Source organism: Prosthecobacter fusiformis (assembly GCF_004364345.1).
GTDB lineage: Bacteria > Verrucomicrobiota > Verrucomicrobiia > Verrucomicrobiales > Verrucomicrobiaceae > Prosthecobacter > Prosthecobacter fusiformis.
Genome location: NZ_SOCA01000010.1, coordinates 128,023 through 146,068 on the forward strand (window position 1 = coordinate 128,023; position 18,046 = coordinate 146,068).

The 18,046-nt window shown below is 54.1% G+C and carries 15 protein-coding genes; 9 read left to right on the forward strand and 6 right to left on the reverse strand.

Features of this window, described 5'->3' with window-relative positions; translation table 11 throughout:
* Positions 1-24 precede the first annotated feature (24 nt).
* The 3 genes from EI77_RS19860 to EI77_RS19870 form a co-directional block, all read right to left on the reverse strand.
* Positions 25-561, reverse strand: a complete 537-nt coding sequence (locus EI77_RS19860) for a DUF4112 domain-containing protein (RefSeq protein ID WP_166647387.1) — start codon at positions 559-561, stop codon at positions 25-27.
* A gap of 132 nt (positions 562-693) precedes the next feature.
* Positions 694-1,359 (reverse strand): RNA polymerase sigma factor, encoded by a 666-nt coding sequence (locus EI77_RS19865; protein WP_133797104.1) that lies wholly within the window; start codon positions 1,357-1,359, stop codon positions 694-696.
* A gap of 131 nt (positions 1,360-1,490) precedes the next feature.
* Complete coding sequence (locus EI77_RS19870; RefSeq protein ID WP_133797053.1) at positions 1,491-3,170, reverse strand: ribulokinase; 1,680 nt, start codon at positions 3,168-3,170, stop codon at positions 1,491-1,493.
* 112 nt (positions 3,171-3,282) lie between these two features.
* Here EI77_RS19870 and EI77_RS19875 point away from each other — a divergent pair, with 112 nt between their 5' ends.
* Positions 3,283-4,056, forward strand: a complete 774-nt coding sequence (locus EI77_RS19875; RefSeq protein WP_133797054.1) for a HesA/MoeB/ThiF family protein — start codon at positions 3,283-3,285, stop codon at positions 4,054-4,056.
* Here the strand turns inward: EI77_RS19875 and EI77_RS19880 are convergent.
* Positions 4,053-5,210: a superantigen-like protein SSL4 gene (locus EI77_RS19880; RefSeq protein ID WP_133797055.1), complete on the reverse strand. Its 1,158-nt coding sequence runs from the start codon at positions 5,208-5,210 to the stop codon at positions 4,053-4,055. The two genes, EI77_RS19875 and EI77_RS19880, sit on opposite strands and share 4 nt — an antisense overlap.
* A 260-nt stretch (positions 5,211-5,470) precedes the next feature.
* On the opposite strand from EI77_RS19880, the gene EI77_RS19885 reads away from it, so the two are divergent.
* The 3 genes from EI77_RS19885 (at position 5,471) to xseA (ending at position 8,509) form a co-directional block, all read left to right on the forward strand.
* Positions 5,471-5,728: a hypothetical protein gene (locus tag EI77_RS19885; RefSeq protein ID WP_133797056.1), complete on the forward strand. Its 258-nt coding sequence runs from the start codon at positions 5,471-5,473 to the stop codon at positions 5,726-5,728.
* Between the two features lie 564 nt (positions 5,729-6,292).
* On the forward strand, positions 6,293-7,123 hold the full coding sequence (locus tag EI77_RS19890) for a hypothetical protein (protein ID WP_133797057.1): 831 nt from the start codon (positions 6,293-6,295) through the stop codon (positions 7,121-7,123).
* 48 nt (positions 7,124-7,171) lie between these two features.
* Positions 7,172-8,509, forward strand: a complete 1,338-nt coding sequence (gene xseA / locus EI77_RS19895) for an exodeoxyribonuclease VII large subunit (protein WP_133797058.1) — start codon at positions 7,172-7,174, stop codon at positions 8,507-8,509.
* Positions 8,510-8,537: 28 nt separating this feature from the next.
* Here the strand turns inward: xseA and EI77_RS19900 are convergent, their stop codons facing one another.
* Positions 8,538-9,443, reverse strand: coding sequence for an RluA family pseudouridine synthase (locus EI77_RS19900; RefSeq protein WP_133797059.1), 906 nt, complete (start codon positions 9,441-9,443; stop codon positions 8,538-8,540).
* A 97-nt stretch (positions 9,444-9,540) separates the two neighbouring features.
* Between EI77_RS19900 and EI77_RS19905 the strand changes: the two genes are divergently transcribed.
* Positions 9,541-11,940, forward strand: a complete 2,400-nt coding sequence (locus EI77_RS19905) for a serine/threonine-protein kinase (protein ID WP_133797060.1) — start codon at positions 9,541-9,543, stop codon at positions 11,938-11,940.
* A gap of 40 nt (positions 11,941-11,980) precedes the next feature.
* On the opposite strand, the gene EI77_RS19910 is transcribed toward EI77_RS19905, so the two are convergent.
* Positions 11,981-13,648, reverse strand: a complete 1,668-nt coding sequence (locus tag EI77_RS19910) for a formylglycine-generating enzyme family protein (protein WP_243838957.1) — start codon at positions 13,646-13,648, stop codon at positions 11,981-11,983.
* A gap of 273 nt (positions 13,649-13,921) precedes the next feature.
* Here EI77_RS19910 and rfbA point away from each other — a divergent pair, with 273 nt between their 5' ends.
* From rfbA to EI77_RS19930, 4 genes are read left to right on the forward strand one after another with little or no spacing between them, the layout of a single operon-like run.
* The gene (gene rfbA / locus EI77_RS19915; RefSeq protein WP_133797062.1) at positions 13,922-14,821 is read left to right on the forward strand and encodes a glucose-1-phosphate thymidylyltransferase RfbA; all 900 of its coding nucleotides are present in this window, start codon (positions 13,922-13,924) and stop codon (positions 14,819-14,821) included.
* Complete coding sequence (gene rfbB / locus EI77_RS19920; RefSeq protein WP_133797063.1) at positions 14,818-15,786, forward strand: dTDP-glucose 4,6-dehydratase; 969 nt, start codon at positions 14,818-14,820, stop codon at positions 15,784-15,786. The genes rfbA and rfbB overlap by 4 nt, the downstream gene beginning before the upstream one ends.
* Before the next feature lie 12 nt (positions 15,787-15,798).
* The gene (locus EI77_RS19925; RefSeq protein WP_133797064.1) at positions 15,799-17,343 is read left to right on the forward strand and encodes a lipopolysaccharide biosynthesis protein; all 1,545 of its coding nucleotides are present in this window, start codon (positions 15,799-15,801) and stop codon (positions 17,341-17,343) included.
* On the forward strand, positions 17,340-18,035 hold the full coding sequence (locus EI77_RS19930; RefSeq protein WP_133797065.1) for an FkbM family methyltransferase: 696 nt from the start codon (positions 17,340-17,342) through the stop codon (positions 18,033-18,035). The genes EI77_RS19925 and EI77_RS19930 overlap by 4 nt, the downstream gene beginning before the upstream one ends.
* Positions 18,036-18,046 lie beyond the last annotated feature (11 nt).

The following is an 18,046-nucleotide window of genomic DNA, read 5'->3' on the forward strand; positions in this document are numbered from 1 at the left end:
ATATGTCCGGATCGATAATTCACTTCACTTCACTAAACCGGTAGCCTTGAGGAGCCAAACATAGAAGGCGAAAAGGCCGAAGAGCATGGCCACGAGAAATATCATGAGCACGCCGAGCATGATGAAGAGACGGGTGGTGCTGCGGCGGATGGTCTGCTGATGCCCGGCCTGCCAGTCCTGGAGTAGGCGGAGGTTCCGCATGTTGGACTTGAAGAACGCGCTGACAACGGGACCGCCGATGGGAAGAAAATCGAAGAGGGTATTGAGCAGCATGTTTCCGCCCATGCGAATGAGGACGGGGACGCTAATGCCAGAGCGGATGGCCTCGGCGAGGATGATGAGGCCACCGCCGGAGGCGACGGTACTGCCGACGCCTGGGAAAAGGGCGAGGATGGGGTCCAGACCGATTTTGAAATTGGTGCCGGGAATGCGCAGCCAGTTATCCAGCCATTTGGCGAGGAAGCGCGCGATCTCGGACTCCTGGGCGAGCTTTGCAGGGGGCCTGCCTGCGACTCTGGGGGGCAGGACTTCATCGATTTGGATGCGGTCAGGGGCGGGCATGGGGGGAGGAAGGGTAAAAGATTTTGGGTAGAAAAATTCTTTTGGATTCCTTTCCCAAGCATCATGAATGGGGCGATATCTGTTGCCGCCCTTATGATTCGTGTCTGCCGGGGAGGCTACGGGCATAAAATTTTAGAGCATGGTATGCTCCAAGGCCTGCACTTCTTTTTTGACGAGTGCTCCGACGCGATGCTTGGCCAGATAAACCTGGGCAGCATTGATGCCGAGGGCTTCGCTGGTCTTTTTGACCCCCCAGCCTTTCATAACGTAACAATCGAAGATCTGAAACTGGCGGGGGGAGACTTTGGCCTTCACCCGCTCCAGGGCGGCTGCGGTAATGTTGTCCCGCCATTCTTTGTCCCAGATGTTTTCGAGGAGGTTATCCTTGTCGTTGGAGAGACGGTCGAGGGCGAGGTTGCTGGTTTCTTCGCTGTCAGAATTTCCTTGGTCGGCAAGGGAGGGTTGGCGCTTGCGAGCGCGGAAGACATCTAGGACGCGCCAGCGGGTCATTTGCAGGAGCCAAGCTTTGAAGGAGCCAGCACGGGGGTCATACTGACCCTTTTGTACCTGACGGGCGATGGCAATGATGGTCTCCTGGATGACATCGAATGCCTCCTCACGGGTAAGCCCGGCTTTGGTGGCGACGCTGTAGATGAGGCGCCAGTAAGTCTGGTAGAATTCGTTCCAGGTTCGCTGGTCCTCCCAGTTATTCAGGCGCTCAATAAGGCTCTTGCGGGTTTTTTCCCACAAGCCCTTATCTTTCTTTGCATCTTCGGGGATGTCTGGCAGTTCCTCCATCGCTTTGATTGTCAGCGTTGGAATCGTACTGTCAAACACCGTGTGAGAGGGGCGGGACCCCCGTTTGAAAAAAAGAGGTCTTTCGGAAAATGTGAATAACTTTGGCGATGAGAGCCGCTGATGAGATCCGTTCAGCTCTGACGGGAGCGGATTTCCAGGAGCTTCTTCATCACATGGGCGAGGTTGCCATTCCAATGAGCGGTGCCGAAAGCATCGTGCAGGGTGTGATAAAGGGCATACAATTCGGCATATACGGCCTGATTTTCCGGGATGGGGTAATAGACTTTTTCGCGGGTGGCGGTGACGCGATTCTGGAGGGTGCCGATATCCGCGATGCCTGCGGCGGCGGCTCCGAAGATGGCGGCACCGAGGGCACAGGTTTGCTCGCTCTGGCTGACTTTCATGGGCTTGCCGATGATGTCGGCATAACACTGCATGAGGGTGGCGTTTTTGATGGAGAGGCCGCCGGTGTTGATGATTTCCCGGACTTCGACGCCGTATTCTTCGACGCGCCGGATGATGGTGAGGGCACCGAAGGCAGTGGCCTCAATGTAGGCGCGGTAGATCTCATGCGCCTCCGTGTGGAGGGTCTGGCCTAACAAGAGGCCTGTCAGACGCACATCCACGAGGACGGTGCGGTTGCCATTATTCCAGTCGAGTGCGAGCAAGCCTGAAGCGCCTGGTTTTTGGGCGGACATGGCTTTTTCCATGGCACTGAATTTATCCCCAATGGTGCTGCCGTAACTTTCAGGAACGAGGTTCTTCACGAGCCAGAGGAACAGGTCACCGACAGCACTCTGGCCTGCCTCAATGCCATAATAACCGGGGAGGACGGAGCCATTGACAATGCCGCAGACGCCGGGGATATCTGCCAGGGGCTGATTGGCCGGAGTGATCATGAGATCGCAGGTGCTGGTGCCGAGGATCTTCACCAACGTGCCTTCTTTGATGCCAGCCCCGACAGCGCCCATGTGGGCATCAAAAGCGCCTACAGAGATGGCGATGCCTTCGGGCAGGCCGAGCTTGGTGGCCCATTCGGCACAGAGGCTGCCAGCTTTGACGTCGGAGGTATGGGCTTCCTCATAGAGGCGATCCCGAAGGTCGGCGAGGGCGGGATCAAGCTTGCTGAGGAATTCCTTATCCGGCAGGCCGCCCCATTCGGTACTGAACATGGCTTTATGGCCAGCCGCACAGACGCTGCGCTGCAAGGTAAGAGGATTCGTATTGCCAGTGAGAACGGCGGGGAGCCAGTCGCAGTGCTCAACGAAACTATAAGCAGCCTCAAAGACTGCGGGGTCGGTGCGGCGGAGGCGGAGGATTTTACTCCAGAACCATTCGCTCGAGTAGATGCCGCCGCATTTGGCGAGGATGTCTGGCCGGATCTCACGGGCAAGCTGAGTAATCTCTGCTGCTTCAGCATAACCCGTGTGGTCTTTCCAGAGCCAGACCATGGCATTGAGGTTATTTTTGAACTCCGGCAGGAGGCCAAGTGGGGTGCCCTCTTGATTTACGGGAATGGGAGTGCTGCCGGTGGTATCAATGCCGATGCCGACGACCTGCGCGGGATCAAAGCCGGGAATCTTTGCTGCCGCCTGCTCCAATGCGCCGCGGGTGATGGCGACGAACCCATCCAGATAGTCTTGAGGATTTTGGCGGGCAACGTGTGGATTCTTGGGATCTAAAAGAACGCCCATTTCGCCGGAGGGATAATTGAAAACGGTACTTCCTATTTCGGTTCCATTTTCGAGATCGATGAGGAGGGAACGGCAAGAGTTGGTGCCGTAGTCAATGCCAAGGGCGTGCTGTTTCATGGTCGGGAGATCGGAAAGATAATGAGTGTAGAGATTGCAACCCGCAGGGCCAGCAAAAACCGGACAGAAGACCGAATGAAGGTGGGAGCGGTATGCGTTACCGCTTGGCTCCATGTCTGAACTGCCTGAACTCACTGAAACTGACCGTGCCCTCTATCAATGGCAGATGTGGGTGCCTGGAATGGGTGAGGAGGGGCAGCGAAAACTCAAGGGTGCCAGCGTTCTGATATCTCGAGTGGGCGGGCTGGGGGGGCTGGTGGCAATGGAGCTAGCAGCAGCAGGCGTAGGCCGGATGATCCTGGCACACGGCGGCAGTCTCAAGTTGCCAGATCTAAACCGGCAGCTTTTGCAAACACGCAATCACGTGGGGATGGAACGGATGGAAAACATCGTGAAGCGACTGAAGGATCTGAATCCGGACTGTGAGATAGTGGGGGTGGCGAAAAATATTGATCCAACGAATGCGGAGGAACTGGTGGCCCAGGCGGATATCGTGGTGGATGCGGCTCCTTTGTTTCAAGAAAGACTGGCGCTGAATGCTGCGGCATGGCGGTTAGGAAAACCGATGGTTGAGTGTGCGATGCATACACTGCAAGCAACCGTGACCACTTTTATCCCAGGCCAGACGGGTTGCCTGGCGTGTTATGTGCCGGAAGTCCCTGTGAACTGGACGCGGCAGTTTCCTGTCTTCGGTGCAGTGTCTGGTACGGTGGCCTGCCTTGGAGCGATGGAGGCCATCAAGCTCATTACTGGCATCGGTAGCCCACTGGCTGGTGAGATGCTGAGCATGGACCTGGGAATGATGCAGTTCCGTCGGGTAAAGCTACCGCAGCGGCAGGATTGTGAGATTTGCAGCGAGAGAAGTGGAGAACCAATGCCTGCTTAACGCCCGACCGGAACGGCGCGTTGGATCTCATTGGGCAGTTCACTGGCTTTGCCCGATTTGCCCTTGGGCGTTGCCGGGACTGAATACCAGTTTAACTGGGGGACGCCAACAAGCTGCACCCATTGCTGGGAACCGAGTTTGACCCATTCGAGATCCACGATGGCCCAGACCTGGGCACCCCATGGGATACGGTCTTTGAGATCACGGCCGAGCTGGGAGTCTTTTTCGACAAAAACGGTGGTTAGATATGGGTTTGGAGGGGCAGGACCGATGTTGAATGCATCTTTGTTATCCGTATTGGGCACTTTATCCTCAAAGTAATGAGTGCGGGTGATACCGACGTGGAATCGTGCGGCACCTTCCTGATAATTTTCAAAGAACTTCTCCAGGATGCGGTCCTTGAATTCGACAAAGGAAAGCCAGTCCACTTGGAAACCATCATTGGTTTCCTCAAGCATCACCGGGACAGGGTATTCCCATGCACGGCTTTCGACTCCAAACACTGCGTGAGCGCCGCCACCCATTTGAGGCTTTGGATCAAGTCGTACGAGTCCTGCGGCATCAATGGAAATGGGACCATCCGGCTGGGACTGATAATAGCGCTCCATGAGCGGCTTCATGGAAGCAGCGGCAAGGGTGTAGTTAAGGCGCTCCTTAAGGTTTTTGGCATTGAGGAATTTCAAGAGAGCATCTGCTGCGGGTTTGCCCTCTTCAGAGACTTCGACCTGCACTTCTTTGGCTGGCATGGCGAGGCTGTTTGCTTCAGGCGGGTTGCTGTCGTTTTGCAGTCCAGGTGCCATGGGTTTCGAAGGGACCTCTAACAAACCATCTGGAGGAGTCGAGGGTGACGGGAGAGGCTTAAGGGCGGCTATTTCAGCCGGAGTGGGGGTGAGTGCGCGAGGCGGGGCGGGCTCATCGGGATCGAAAACCGGTTTCACCGTGGGTTCTGCGGCGACAGCCTCTGGCGAGAGGTCCGGGGCAGAAATTTCTGCAGACAGTGGCTCTGGAGATTCATTGGGCTCTGGCAGGACGAATAACGGAGCTTCATCCTTGGGAGGCATGTACCGGTTCACCAGTTCCATGATGGGTTCACGGAACATCCATCCGGCGGCAGCGATGAAGCCGGCCAGAAGGATAACCGACAGGGCGAACATGAAAATGTTGGAACCGCGGGCTGGCTTTTTGAGGGGCCGCACTGCGCGCGGAGCCGCAGCTGGAGCCGGGGCTTCTCGCCGAGCTTCCGGCAGATTAAGCGGTGCGGGGGCAGGGGCGGCAGCGGGTATGTCGCGAGAGAGCAGTGACGTGGCTGGACCCTCTGGACCCTTGTTGTTAAAGAGCGGTAGCGAGGGGGAGCCTGGAATCAGGTTGCTGTGAGAGGGAGCTCCTGAACTGGAGCGAGGCTGGGGAAACAAGGATGCACCTGGATTTTGTCCACCCTGTGGAGCTGCCTGCTGTGGAGGTGGTGTCCCCCATGGAGCCATGGGCTGCTGGGAAGCGGGTGCAGTCGTATGGGGTGGCTCTTCCTGGCGCTTTGGTGGCAGCCCCAGTCCAGAGGCCAGGGGCTGCTGGGCTTGAGGAGAAGGAGGAAGGTTTCCAAGAAGAGTCTGGCCAAGGCCAGGCTGCTGCCAGGGTGATTGAACCGGAGGCTCTGGAGTATGGCCGCCTCCCATAAATCCTCCACCCTGGGCAGGTGGCTGGATTGTTTGAGCGGACTGTGAGGGCGCTGGCTGCGAATGCCCCATGGGTCCCAGATGCTGGGAAATGGAATGAGGCATCGGCATCACTGGGCCGGTGGCTGGCTGACGCCCTGGGTGCAAGGAAGGTGCAGCCGCAGGTTGTGGAGGAGCGGGAACGGAGAACAGAGAGACGGGCGGGGCTGCTACTGCAGGTGCCGCATTGGGAGAGGTCACTGTCTGCCCACATATTGGACAAGGACCGGTCACCCCAGCCATGTGGGATGGCACGGTGAGCACGCTTTGACACGCACTGCACTGGAACTGGAGCACATCCGGATTCATGAAAGGAGTAAAAAGGATTTTCTCAGGATTAAGAAACTATCGCCGACCAGATGCCTCTCGACAAGTGAGCTTTGAGGATTGTTTGAAAAAACTAGAATTAAATAGGGCTTTATGAGGGTAATCGCGATTTTCGGCAAAAGTTATACCCCAAAGTTATGCACATATAAACATCTTCGATTGTTAAAATGTTAAGATTTGCTAAATAATTGGGATTCTCCATGTCACAGAACACTTTCCGTGCCAGCACCAAAGATCGCGCTCTGAAGCGGATGGACCGGTCCCAGCTCACCAACGTGAGACGACATCCCCGTCAGCAGAAATTGAAACGCACTAAAAGTGTGAAGCGCGCCGTGGCGGTGACGCTGCTGCTGCCCTTGGGGCTGGTGACGGCATTTACTTTGTTTGAAATGCTTTGGCGCGCCGTGATCCGCCTGGAATTTTGGAGGACAGAAGAGGTCGTTTTTTTTGTGGTGGGTGGCGTGGCCTGGGCGGTGACCTACGCGACTGGTTGGAGGCCGGTGCGCAGTTATGTTTTTGGTCATGAGGTGAGTCATCTGCTGGTGGCCCGTGCTTTTGGTGGAAAAATTCTGGATTGGGATTTTTCCGCAACTGGAGGTTATGTGGAAACGAACAAGTCGAACACGTGGATCACGCTGGCTCCTTACCTGCTGCCGTTTTATTCGCTGATCGTGCTTTTGCTTTTTGGTCTCGTGGGAACGATTTGGAACCTGCATGCGATGCAGCATCTCTCGGTGGGGGCAGCGACTCTCAATTTCAAACCAGTGTGGTTCTTTTATGCGATGCTGGGTTTGACCTGGTGTTTCCATGCGACCTTCACCTGGAAAACGGTGTTCATTGAGCAGAGTGATCTGGAGACAAATGGGGAGTTCTTTTCCATGCTGCTGATTTTTTTGGTGAATGTGCTGCTTTTGGTAGGCTTATTTATTGCGGCATCACCCTCTCCAGGCTTGGGACTGGCGGAAGTCGGCCGGTGCTGGCTGGCCATGGCGGGTTCCGTCTGGGATTTTCTGCTGGGAAGGTTTTGGTGATGATTTCCTGCTGGCAGTGAGGACGTGCTTCGCTACAGGGGCAGGAGTATGCAGCCTGAGAATGTCCTGTCCGTAACCCAACTCACCCGCGAGATCCGCGAGGTGTTGCAGGGACATATCGGTACGGTGTGGGTGGAGGGGGAGATCAGCAATCACCGGCTGCAAGGCAGCGGTCACCAATACTTTACCCTGAAGGACGCGGGTTCCCAGCTCTCCTGCGTGATGTTTCGCGGGGCGGCACGTAGCGGAGTGAGGCTGGGTGATGGTGTGCAGGTGATGGTGCAGGGGGACATCTCCGTCTATGAACCCCGCGGGCAGTACCAGATGGTGGTGAAGCAGGTGCAGATGAAAGGCCAGGGTGGACTGCAAGCCAAGTTCGAGGCGCTGAAGCGCAAGCTTTATGAAGAGGGCTTTTTCGATCAGGAGCATAAGCAGTCTATTCCCAAATACCCGCGTGTGGTGGCTCTGGTGACGTCTCCCACAGGGGCGGCCATTCAGGATATGCTGAACATCCTGACGCGGCGTGCACCGTGGATTCATGTGCTGATTTTTCCCGTGCGTGTACAGGGGCAGGGGGTGGAGAAGGAAACGATCCGTGCGCTGGAGATGCTGAACGCGGCTGCACAACACGGTCTGCCAGTACCGGATACCATTGTGATCGGCCGGGGCGGCGGCAGCATTGAAGATCTATGGGCATACAATGAGGAGACCCTGGCACGGGCGATCTTTGCATCCCGGATCCCGATCATCTCGGCCGTGGGGCATGAAATTGATTTCACCATCGCGGATTTTGTGGCGGATTTGCGTGCGCCCACTCCAAGTGCTGCCGCCGAGCTATTGGCTCCTGATGTAACAGAACTGAAACGGCATTTTGACGCCCTTTCCCGAAGATTGACCGGACAGCTCACGGTGCAACTGGACCAGCATGAAAAGGTCCTGGATTTCATGAGACGTGGCGGTTTGAGGACGGAGCCTGTCCGGCAACTGCAATCGGCTGAGCAGGAAGTGGATGAGGCTGAATACCGCCTCAAAGACGCGGTGCGGGAACAATTGCGTGCGAGAATGGATGAGGTCAGTGAGCGGCAGCAGGTCATCGCCGCGCATCATCCGCAGGTGATGCTGACGGAGATCACGCACCGACTGGAAAACCAAGGTCAACATTTGAGACAAAGCCTGTCCCACCGCCTAGCGCGGTTGGAGGACCGGGTCTCATCACGAGCGGATGTACTGAAAAATCTAGGGCCTGAATCCATCCTGGCCCGTGGCTTTTCATACACCACGGATGTGCAAGGGAAGGTGATCAAAAGTGCGGAGGAAATCCGTGCTGGAGACCTGCTGGTAACCCGGCTCCAACAAGGAGTGGTGAAGAGCATTGCCCAGCCTTGAGAAAGGGATTCTGCGCCAGATCAGGGGCTTACTTGCACATCCATGGCCCATATTCCACGGGAACGGCGGCTTCAAAGCTCATGGGCTGATCATGAACTGGATGATTCAGACTGAGCTTCCAAGCATGAAGCATAAGACGTGAGGACGGGATCTTTTGACGGCTCGGGTGCCCGTAAATAGGATCTCCCAGAATGGGGGAACCGAGGCCCTCCTTCATATGCACACGAATCTGGTGGGTGCGACCCGTGAGGAGCTTGCAGCGGATGAGGGCGCATTCTTTATAAACGGAGAGCTGTTCCCATTCGGTGACGGCTTCTTTGCCTGCGCCGTCATAGAGTGTGGCCATGCGCTTGCGGTCCACCGGATGACGGCCGATGAGGTTCTGAATGCGCCCACTTTTCTCCTTGGGCACACCATTGATGGCTGCCAGGTAGATTTTGCTCATGCGGCGCTCCGCAAAGGCTTCCGAGAGCCGCCGGTGGGCAATGTCGTTCTTGGCGACGACCATGCAGCCGCTGGTATCTTTATCCAGACGATGAACAATCCCCGGACGCATTTCACCGCCGATGCCGCTGAGATCATCGCAATGATGCAAAAGAGCGTTGACCAGCGTGCCGTCTGGATTTCCTGCTGCGGGATGGACAACGAGGCCCGGTGGCTTGTTGAGCACCAGAATGTCTTTGTCCTCGAAAAGAATCTCCAGGGGAATGTCCTGGGCCACAACAGCGACGGCGGTAGCCTCCGGAATGATGAGTGAGATGGCATCTCCCGGTTTTAACGAGATGCTGGCTTTAGCAGGGCGACCGTTGAGCGTGACGTGTCCGTCGCGAATCAAATCTTGCAAACGTGAGCGTGAGAGGTCAGTCAGACGTCCTGTCAGATGTTTGTCCAACCGCTGTCCAATATCGCTCTGCTCTGTGATAATCCAGTCCACTCCATATAGTCATGATTCGAATAAATTAGGCAATCTGTAATTTCTGGCATTTCATTTGCGATGGAAGTAAAGAAGTAGTGCAATTCTAACCCCCGAAGTGACCCTCACCCCCGAACAGTCCTATTTAAGCACCTGTCCCGTCTGTCAAAATCAGATTGATGTGACATCCCTGGAGCCGTTTACGAAGCTGAAATGCCCGTTTTGCGGCCAAATGGTACGGGTGCGGAGGAAGTTCGACCACTTCATGATCGTGCGCCAGATCGGCGAAGGTGGAATGAGCCGGGTGTTTGAGGCTGAGGATGAGACACTAGGACGTAGGGTGGCTCTGAAGATTCTGAATCGGCAATATTCCCGTGATGCCGCCCGGGTGGAGCAGTTTCGCCAGGAGGCGCTGATCACCGCCAATGTAAATCACCCGAACGTGATCAAGCTGTATTCCGTGGGCTATGACCAGGGGTATTTTTACATTGCCATGGAACTGGTGAATGGCGGCAGCCTGGAGCAGCGCATCCGCCGTGAAGGGACGATCAAAGAAGAGGAAGCATTGCGGATCGGTCGTGAGGTGGCGGAGGGTTTGCGAGCAGCGCAGCAACTGGGCCTGATCCACCGCGACGTGAAGCCGGCGAATATTTTGTTTACCGAGACGGGGACTTCCAAGGTGGTGGACTTTGGTCTGGCCTTGTTTGTGGAACGCGGCCCGGATTCCTCCAGTGAGATCTGGGCGACGCCCTACTACGTGGCACCGGAGAAGATCATTGATAACCGTGAGGACTACCGAAGTGACATCTTCAGCCTTGGAGCCTCCATTTTCCATGCACTGACAGGCCGTCCGCCGCACAAGGCAGAATCCAACAACATCCAGGAACTGCGGATGATCAAATGTCGGCGTGTGGCGCTGGAGGATAGCGGACTGCGTTTTGCCCCCCGGACGATCCATGTGATCAACCGGATGGTGGCCTTTCGTCCGCAGGAGCGCTGTGCCAATTACGATGAAACGGTGGAGGAACTGCGCCTGGCGGAAGGTTTGGTCGGGCAGGGGTATAAAACGCGGTTCAGTGGGCGAAAGCTGCGCTGGCTGGGTGTGGCCGCAGCCGCCCTAGTGGTGGCCTTCATTGTGGGCTGGATGGTGCGTAGCACCGGAGACCGGGCTGCGGTAGCTATCACCGAGACGGTGGATGAATCCTATGAGGACCTCAATGGTGAAGGTGTGACCCTGCAAGCGGGACGCAAAACGGTGGCGGAACGTTTCCTGGAAGCGCGTGAGACGATGCTGGAGAAAAAGCGCTTTGCCGAAGCGAGGCAGCAGTTTGAAAAGTTAATCGACTCCGGTGATGCGCGGCAGCCGACTCTGAACTGGGCGCGATTTAATGCGGCGCTGTGCTGCATTGTGATCAACCGCAAAGAGGAGGCTGAAAAGCACCTGAAGAAAATGACGGAGGACACAGGTGAGGGAAGCAGCCTGGTTTCTGACGAGATCGCTGGATTTTTCAAAAACCTGGGAAGTCTGATGGGGAGCAACCTGGGGCTGGGAACGGCGCTGGACAAACTGCAGTATGATACGACTCAAGAGCCGTTGCTAGGCTATCTGATGCAAGGTCTGGCCGAATGGCACTTTGGTGATGCAATGCTGGGTATGTCAGAAATGGAGCATTTCTCTGTGCACCTGGCGGATGTGAAATCGGGGCCGAACGCTGCGGCGCTGGACTGGGTGCAGGGATACGCGGCCGTGTATGCGGTGTATCAATCAGATATCGAGGTGGCGCGCAGTGTTCAAGACTTAGCCACCCCACAGGATCTGGAGAGCTGCCGAAGAGCTCTGGCCACGGTCAAAAAAGCTCGTGAAAAGTTGCGTAACACGGGTGCTTTAAAACTGTCCCTCACCAGGAAAGAGGAGGAGTTGAAACGGGAGCTGGTCCGCCTGCGAATGAATGAGCAGAGGCAGCAAATGGCAGCAGACCGGATCCAGCGCGAGCGGGAGCTATCTCAACTGGCTGAGATCACGACCGTGCTCCCCTCCTTGGTTCAAGGGTATGATTACTCACGGGTGGTGGAACTGCTGAAGGATGTGCGCTTTGAATCCCCGGAGGTGCAGTCCGCCCTGGAGGGAAGGCGCTATCTGTATGAACAAGGGCAGGCGTTTTTGACCCAGCTTTTTGCAGACATTGCTCAGTCTGGATACCAGGGAAAACTGCAGCGCGTGAGCGGAAGCACCCTGGAAGGAAAGGTCACCGCCGCAGACCTGACCCAGGTAACGGTGACGCTGGACCGTGGTGTGCTGACGGTGCCGCTGGATACGCTGGCCCCGGAGTCCCTACTGGAGGCTGCGCAGTTTTTCGCGGAACAGACAACGGACAGCAGCGAGTATTATAAGCGGCAGGAGCGAATCGCTGTTTTTGCCAGGGTGACCGGCTTGCACAATCTATCTGCAACGGTGGCCGCACAATTGATGGAAGAAAATCGCAGTTTTCGCTCCCGCTGGATGAAGGTGGTGCAATAAGCGAAGGTGGAAAACCTGCACTTATTGTCCTGCCAGAATTTTAAGGGGCCGGCATTTCCAGGACCACACGGAAGCCGAGGCTGCTATTGCTGCTGCTGGCTGCGGCATGCTGGCGTGCGCCGGTGCGGAGCTGGTCTTTGTCCCGGCTGAGCCAGGAGCCTCCGCGAATTACCCGGTCTGCGGGGATTCCTGGCCAGACGTCCAGGCACCATTCGGAAGCATTGCCCCCCAGTCCCATGATGCCGTATTCATTGGGACGCTCGCTCGTGACAGGGGCGGTATAGGAGTGGCTGTCCCGATAACCTTCAATATTGAGGGCATCCAGATTGGTCGTGGAGGCTGGGGGAGGGAAGACGCCTGAAGCGGACCAAGGGTAGTGAAGGGCGGGATTTTGTCCACGTTCGGCAGGATCCATACCGGATTCATCGGCCAAACCAGCCGCGCGGCTCCATTCCAGATCTGATGGCAATCGATAGCTGGCCTCCTGAGGTATAAGCTGGGCGGCACGATCACGGTCTGTCAACCAAGTGCAAAAAGCAGTGGCATCTTCCCAAGTGACTCCCACAGCGGGATGCTCAACCGTAAGGAGGAATCGAGGCTTGTTTTCCCATGTGCGACCTGCGTCCTTCAGCCATGTTTCGAAATCCTGCACCCTCACCTCGGTGCTGCCGAAGAGCACATTCGTGCCCTGGAGCGGGATGAAGTTCATTCCCAGAGCATTGGCAAAGGGCTCTCCATTTTTTGCAGCTACCAGCGGAGTTTGCGAATCTTGTGACGAAGGCAACTGGCCCGCGGCTCTCAGTTTTTCCTTCATGGCGGCGAGTTCTTCTTTTTTGACCTCGCCCCCCGTGATCTCTTCGCGCCGTTGGGTGCGAATCTCCGCTTTGATCTTTTCTGCGGCAGCGAGCATGACTGCGGTGCGTTGCTTGTCCTCAAAGACGCAACGAAATCCGATGGTGGGCATCCTCATGTCCACAGGCACGGTATAAAGATAGGATGAGAGAAGGCACTCTGGACGAAAGTAGGCCCAGGAACCCCCGCGCAGAACGCCGATCTGCTCAGCGCGAATTTCCGGATCCCAGCACCATTCCCAAACATTGCCTGAGAGGTCGTAAAGGCCTTCGGCACTGGGTTTAAACTGACCCACAGGAGCCGTGAAAGGATAATCATCCTTATAGCCAGCAATTTCTCCTTCAGCCAGATTGGCCGACTTGGCCGGTGGTGGCCAGGCTCCACCCCAAGGAAAAGAGCGCTCATCAGCCACCTTTTCCTCCACGGTGAGATCTGGTTTTCTCGTTCGTAACAGACCAATAGCCGCGTCCCAGTCGGCTCGCGTCGGCAAGCGGTAAAGCTGGGAAGAGTTTAGTCGTCCCTCCAACCGGTCTTTTTCTGTGAGCCAAGTGCAAAAAGCCCGAGCATCCTCCAATGTGATTCCCACCACGGGATGATCTGGCCCCTGCTGAAAATGGGGGCGATATGACCACGCATAACCGCTGACCGCCAGAAATGCCTGCCATTCAGATAAACGCGTTTCATGCGTGGCGAACAGGCTCGGAGTTCCTGGAATGGTAACAAATCGCGTTCCCAGAGAACTTGTATGTTCCAAAGGCTCAGGGGCGCTCTGTCCAAAAATGGATGCCCAACTGAAGCAAAGAGAAAAGAAAGCCCAAAGGGGGGCAAAGGGGGGATGGCGCACAATCACGGTCATTGCATAGATCAGCCAACGGCCAGGTTCATTCAAAAAGAATGTGGCTGAACCTGCCAGAGCTGCGTTTCATCTGAAAGCCAAAGTTGTTCGTCACGCTGATTTCAAGAATGTAGAGATTGAGCTTTGCGCTGATAATGAGCATGATACAGTCGGCCTCCTTCATGCCGAATAAGGCTGAAAATTCCCTCGTCAACACCCCGATTGGTGCTCCCCATCCAGCGACCAATGGCGGCAGCTTGGCCGAATGTCAAAACCGAGCCTCTTTAGACTGATATGAAGGGTATTCTGATGGCGGGCGGGACCGGATCAAGGTTGTATCCATTGACACTCGTCGCCAACAAGCAGCTTCAGCCAGTCTATGATAAACCGATGGTGTATTACCCGCTCACTGTTTTGATCGCAGGTGGAATACGCGAAATTTGTGTCATCGCTTCTCCCGATGATTTGCCCCGCTTCAGGCAATTGCTGGGCGATGGGAGTCAATGGGGGATTCATTTGGAATACAGGCAGCAGGATAGGCCCGAAGGTATCGCTCAGGCGTTTCTAATCGCCGCAGACTTTATCGGCACAGGCCCCATCACCCTCATTTTGGGCGATAATCTCTTTTTTGGTGGAGACGCATTGCCTCGTGCGCTGGCTGACTTTAAATCAGGGGCGACCATTTTTGCCTATCATGTGACCAATCCTGAATGCTATGGGGTGGTCGAATTTGATGCACACGGCCGGGCCAAATCGCTGGAAGAAAAACCGGATAAACCGCGCAGTCACTTCGCCATTCCTGGAGTGTATCTGTATGATCAGCAAGTCGTCGATATCGCTCATGCTTTACAGCCTTCTGAGCGCGGTGAACTGGAAATCACCGAAGTAAACTTAGAGTATCTTCGACGGAACCAATTGTGTGTGACCCGACTCAGCCGTGGATTTGCCTGGCTGGACGCAGGCAGTAGCACTAGCTTATTTGAAGCAGCCGCCTTCGTGCAAACCATCGAAAAGCGGCAGGGAATCAAACTCGGCTGCCCGGAGGAAGCCGCCCTCAGACGTGGATTTTTGTCCTTGGAACAATTTGAAGGGCTGGTTCAAAACATGCCGTCTTGTGAATACCGCGAATATTTGACGGGCATCAGTGCAGAGATCCGAAGACACGAATCAAACGAGATTTCAATGCCCGCATGAGATTGCTCGTCACTGGCGGAGCAGGTTTTATAGGCTCCAACCTCATTCGCCACATCATTGACCTTCCTGGTATTGATCAGCTTATTAATCTGGATGCACTGACCTATGCGGGAAATCTCCAGAATCTGGAAGGCATCCATGAAATACATCCCAAGTATGCATTCGAGCATGTCAACCTCACGGATGTGGATGAAGTAGAGCGGGTAGTGCGAACGCACGCCATCACCCATGTGATCCACCTCGCTGCCGAATCCCACGTGGACCGCTCCATCCAAAACGCCAGCCCGTTCATGCAGACCAATGTGATGGGCACTCTACACCTGCTGGATGCATGCCGGGCGGTATGGAAAAATCCAGAAAGTCATCGATTCATTCAAGTCTCCACTGACGAAGTCTATGGAAGCCTAGGCCCCGCCGAAGCCCCCTTTACCGAAGATAGCCCCCTTCAGCCCAACTCCCCTTACGCGGCAAGCAAAGCCGCTGCCGAGTGCCTCGTTCGTAGCTATGTGAAGACCTACGGTTTTCCCGCCATCATCACCCGCAGTTGCAATAACTACGGTCCCAATCAGCACCCGGAAAAACTCATCCCCACCGTTCTAACCTGTCTCCGCGACCGCTGCCCCATCCCCGTCTATGGGAATGGCCAGCAAACCCGCGAATGGATCCATGTAACAGACCACGCCGAAGCGCTGTGGCAAGTCCTGGAAAAAGGCGTGACAGGGGAGGTCTATAACATCGGTACCGGTGATGAATGGACTAATCTGAAACTCATCGAACATCTATGTGATATCTGGGATGAAACTCATCAATCCAGTTCATCCCGGCAACTCATTTCCCACGTCACCGATAGGCCTGGGCATGATCAGCGGTATGCTATAGATGCTTCGAAGATAATGCGGGTGACAGGCTGTGGGCCTTGTGGGGATTCGAAGCAGGTAATCCGAAAGCTAACCGTTACCGGTTAATTTGATATTGGAATGTCTCTCACTCGACGCATATTTTTTGGTTCGGCCGCCAGTTGGTTCAGCCGAGGCACAAGTATATTTTTGGGACTTATATTATTGCCTATATTGTTTAGAGCGTTGCCAAAAGAAGAATTAGGAATTTGGTTATTGCTTGGACAATCATGGGCAACATTAGGCATTTTAGACTTAGGCTTTGGAGTTACTTTGACTCGCCAAATTGCTTTTGCTAAAGGGAAAAGTGGAAGTGACCCGGAATGTGATTTAAATGAGACGAGCTTGCAGGAAATAGCAGATTTAGTGATGACGGGCCAAAGAATATATAGGTATCTATCCGTGATATCTTTTGTGATTGCCTTTGGATTGGGGGCATTGTATCTAAATAGCCTCACATTGGAGCATGTGCCGGTTCAGAGAGTATGGATTGCTTGGGGCATTCTTTGTTTGAGTTTTAGCATCAATACATTAGCCACACCATGGGCTTGTCTTTTACAAGGAGTGGGATACGTAGGCTGGGACGCTATTATCGTTTCATTTGTCAATACACTTACCCTCATAGGACAAATTGCAGTCGCTCTTCTGGGCGGAGGGCTTGTAAGCCTAGCTGTTGTGGCTGTAGCAGGGGCATTTACTCAGAGGTTGGCCATTTATACTTTTGCATTTAAAAAGCGCCCAGAGCTGCTTAAAATGCAAGGAATGTGGAAACATAATCAGTTTAAACTAATGGTTCCTCTAGCCAGTCGTGCTTGGTTGACCGCCTCAGGTGCCGCGATGATTCTGTATACTGATCAATTCATTATTGCATCCTTTCAGGGAACGGCCGAGTTACCTGTGTACCGAGCTTCATGGATTCTGGTCCACAACCTTACTGTGCTAGCAGTAACTTTTGCCATGGCTTCAGGTGTATTTATTAGCCATCTTTGGCAAGATAAAAACTATACCCAAGTGCACCGGATTCTAGAAAGGAATACACGCATTGGGTGGCTGATCATGCTAACCACGACTGCTGTGCTGGTATTTGGTGGTGAAGAACTATTCACATTGTGGTTGGGGCCAGGTAATTTTGTTGGATACGGAGTTTTGATGGTTTTTGTTTTAACTGAAACACTGGAAACCCAGAGTTATGTAATAGCCAGCACATCTCGCGCTACTGGAGATGAAGCTTTTGCCTTTAGTTCCCTAGCTGCTGGAGTAATTAAAATCACTTCATCAGTTTATTTGGCGCACCAATTTGGGCTTTTGGGTATTGCTTTAGGGACGACAATCGCACTGTTATTAACGAATCACTGGTATATACCTAAAAGGGGTTTAGAGCGCCTTAATTATTCCAAAAAAAGCTATCTAGCCAAGGTGGTTTTACCTTGTATCGCAGTATTTTGTGCGCTCAGTGGTTTACTTTCATTGATGAAGTTATGGACGCATGTAAATTCACCAATGATACACCTTTGTTTAGTTTTGGTCATTAGTGGAGTCTGTTTTATTGTTGCCCTGTGGTTTTTGGTGATGGAACCGATGCAACGATCAAGTATAATCAGCAGAATACAGACATTTCACGCATGAGTATTTTTGACCAATGGCAAAAAATAAGGGGGCATTCAATCTGGACAGCCCCCTTGAACGCGAATTCTGTGGTTGTCGATGCCGGGGCACACAAGGGCGAGTTCAGTCAGACAATGAATAAATTATTTGGCTGCCGATGCATCTTAATTGAGGCCAATCCTGATTTAGCCAAAGATCTTGTTGCGCCATCCAAAGGGGAAATTGTCCACGCTGCACTTGCCGCTACAGATGGTGTCAGCCAGTTTGTATTTCGTGAAAACCAAGAGAGTGGCAGTATATGCACTCGCTCTATTGATCGTCTTAATCCTACTGCATCAGTTCAAACAATCTCACTTAAGACCCTTCGCCTGCAACACGGGATTAACCAGTTAGACCTTCTAAAGCTTGACATCGAAGGCGCGGAATTTGAACTCATTGAAGCCACGCCTGATGATGTTCTTAGTGACATCGGCCAAATCACCGTGGAGTTTCATGATTTCCTCTCAGACTATCAGAATAAGGGATTATACGAAAAAGCACGCTCACGCCTTGAACGGCTAGGCTTCACTTGCATCAATATGGCATTCAGAACGCATGGTGATGTGATTTTTCTAAACCAACGTAGGTGGGCCGTATCTTTTGCTAAAATAAAGTTAATGCAATTTACTGCCAAATGGGTTTTAAAAGTGAAGTGGGGATTTCTTGATCAATGATTATTTCGGTT

Bases quoted from the DNA above. Each gene is read 5' to 3' on its own strand.
- EI77_RS19860 (WP_166647387.1), bottom strand. From the start codon at position 561: ATGCCCGCCCCTGACCGCATCCAAATCGATGAAGTCCTGCCCCCCAGA.
- EI77_RS19865 (WP_133797104.1), bottom strand. From the start codon at position 1,359: ATGGAGGAACTGCCAGACATCCCCGAAGATGCAAAGAAAGATAAGGGC.
- EI77_RS19870 (WP_133797053.1), bottom strand. From the start codon at position 3,170: ATGAAACAGCACGCCCTTGGCATTGACTACGGCACCAACTCTTGCCGT.
- EI77_RS19875 (WP_133797054.1), top strand. From the start codon at position 3,283: ATGTCTGAACTGCCTGAACTCACTGAAACTGACCGTGCCCTCTATCAA.
- EI77_RS19880 (WP_133797055.1), bottom strand. From the start codon at position 5,210: ATGTTCGCCCTGTCGGTTATCCTTCTGGCCGGCTTCATCGCTGCCGCC.
- EI77_RS19885 (WP_133797056.1), top strand. From the start codon at position 5,471: ATGCACCTGGATTTTGTCCACCCTGTGGAGCTGCCTGCTGTGGAGGTG.
- EI77_RS19890 (WP_133797057.1), top strand. From the start codon at position 6,293: ATGTCACAGAACACTTTCCGTGCCAGCACCAAAGATCGCGCTCTGAAG.
- xseA (WP_133797058.1), top strand. From the start codon at position 7,172: ATGCAGCCTGAGAATGTCCTGTCCGTAACCCAACTCACCCGCGAGATC.
- EI77_RS19910 (WP_243838957.1), bottom strand. From the start codon at position 13,648: ATGACCGTGATTGTGCGCCATCCCCCCTTTGCCCCCCTTTGGGCTTTC.
- rfbA (WP_133797062.1), top strand. From the start codon at position 13,922: ATGAAGGGTATTCTGATGGCGGGCGGGACCGGATCAAGGTTGTATCCA.
- rfbB (WP_133797063.1), top strand. From the start codon at position 14,818: ATGAGATTGCTCGTCACTGGCGGAGCAGGTTTTATAGGCTCCAACCTC.
- EI77_RS19925 (WP_133797064.1), top strand. From the start codon at position 15,799: ATGTCTCTCACTCGACGCATATTTTTTGGTTCGGCCGCCAGTTGGTTC.
- EI77_RS19930 (WP_133797065.1), top strand. From the start codon at position 17,340: ATGAGTATTTTTGACCAATGGCAAAAAATAAGGGGGCATTCAATCTGG.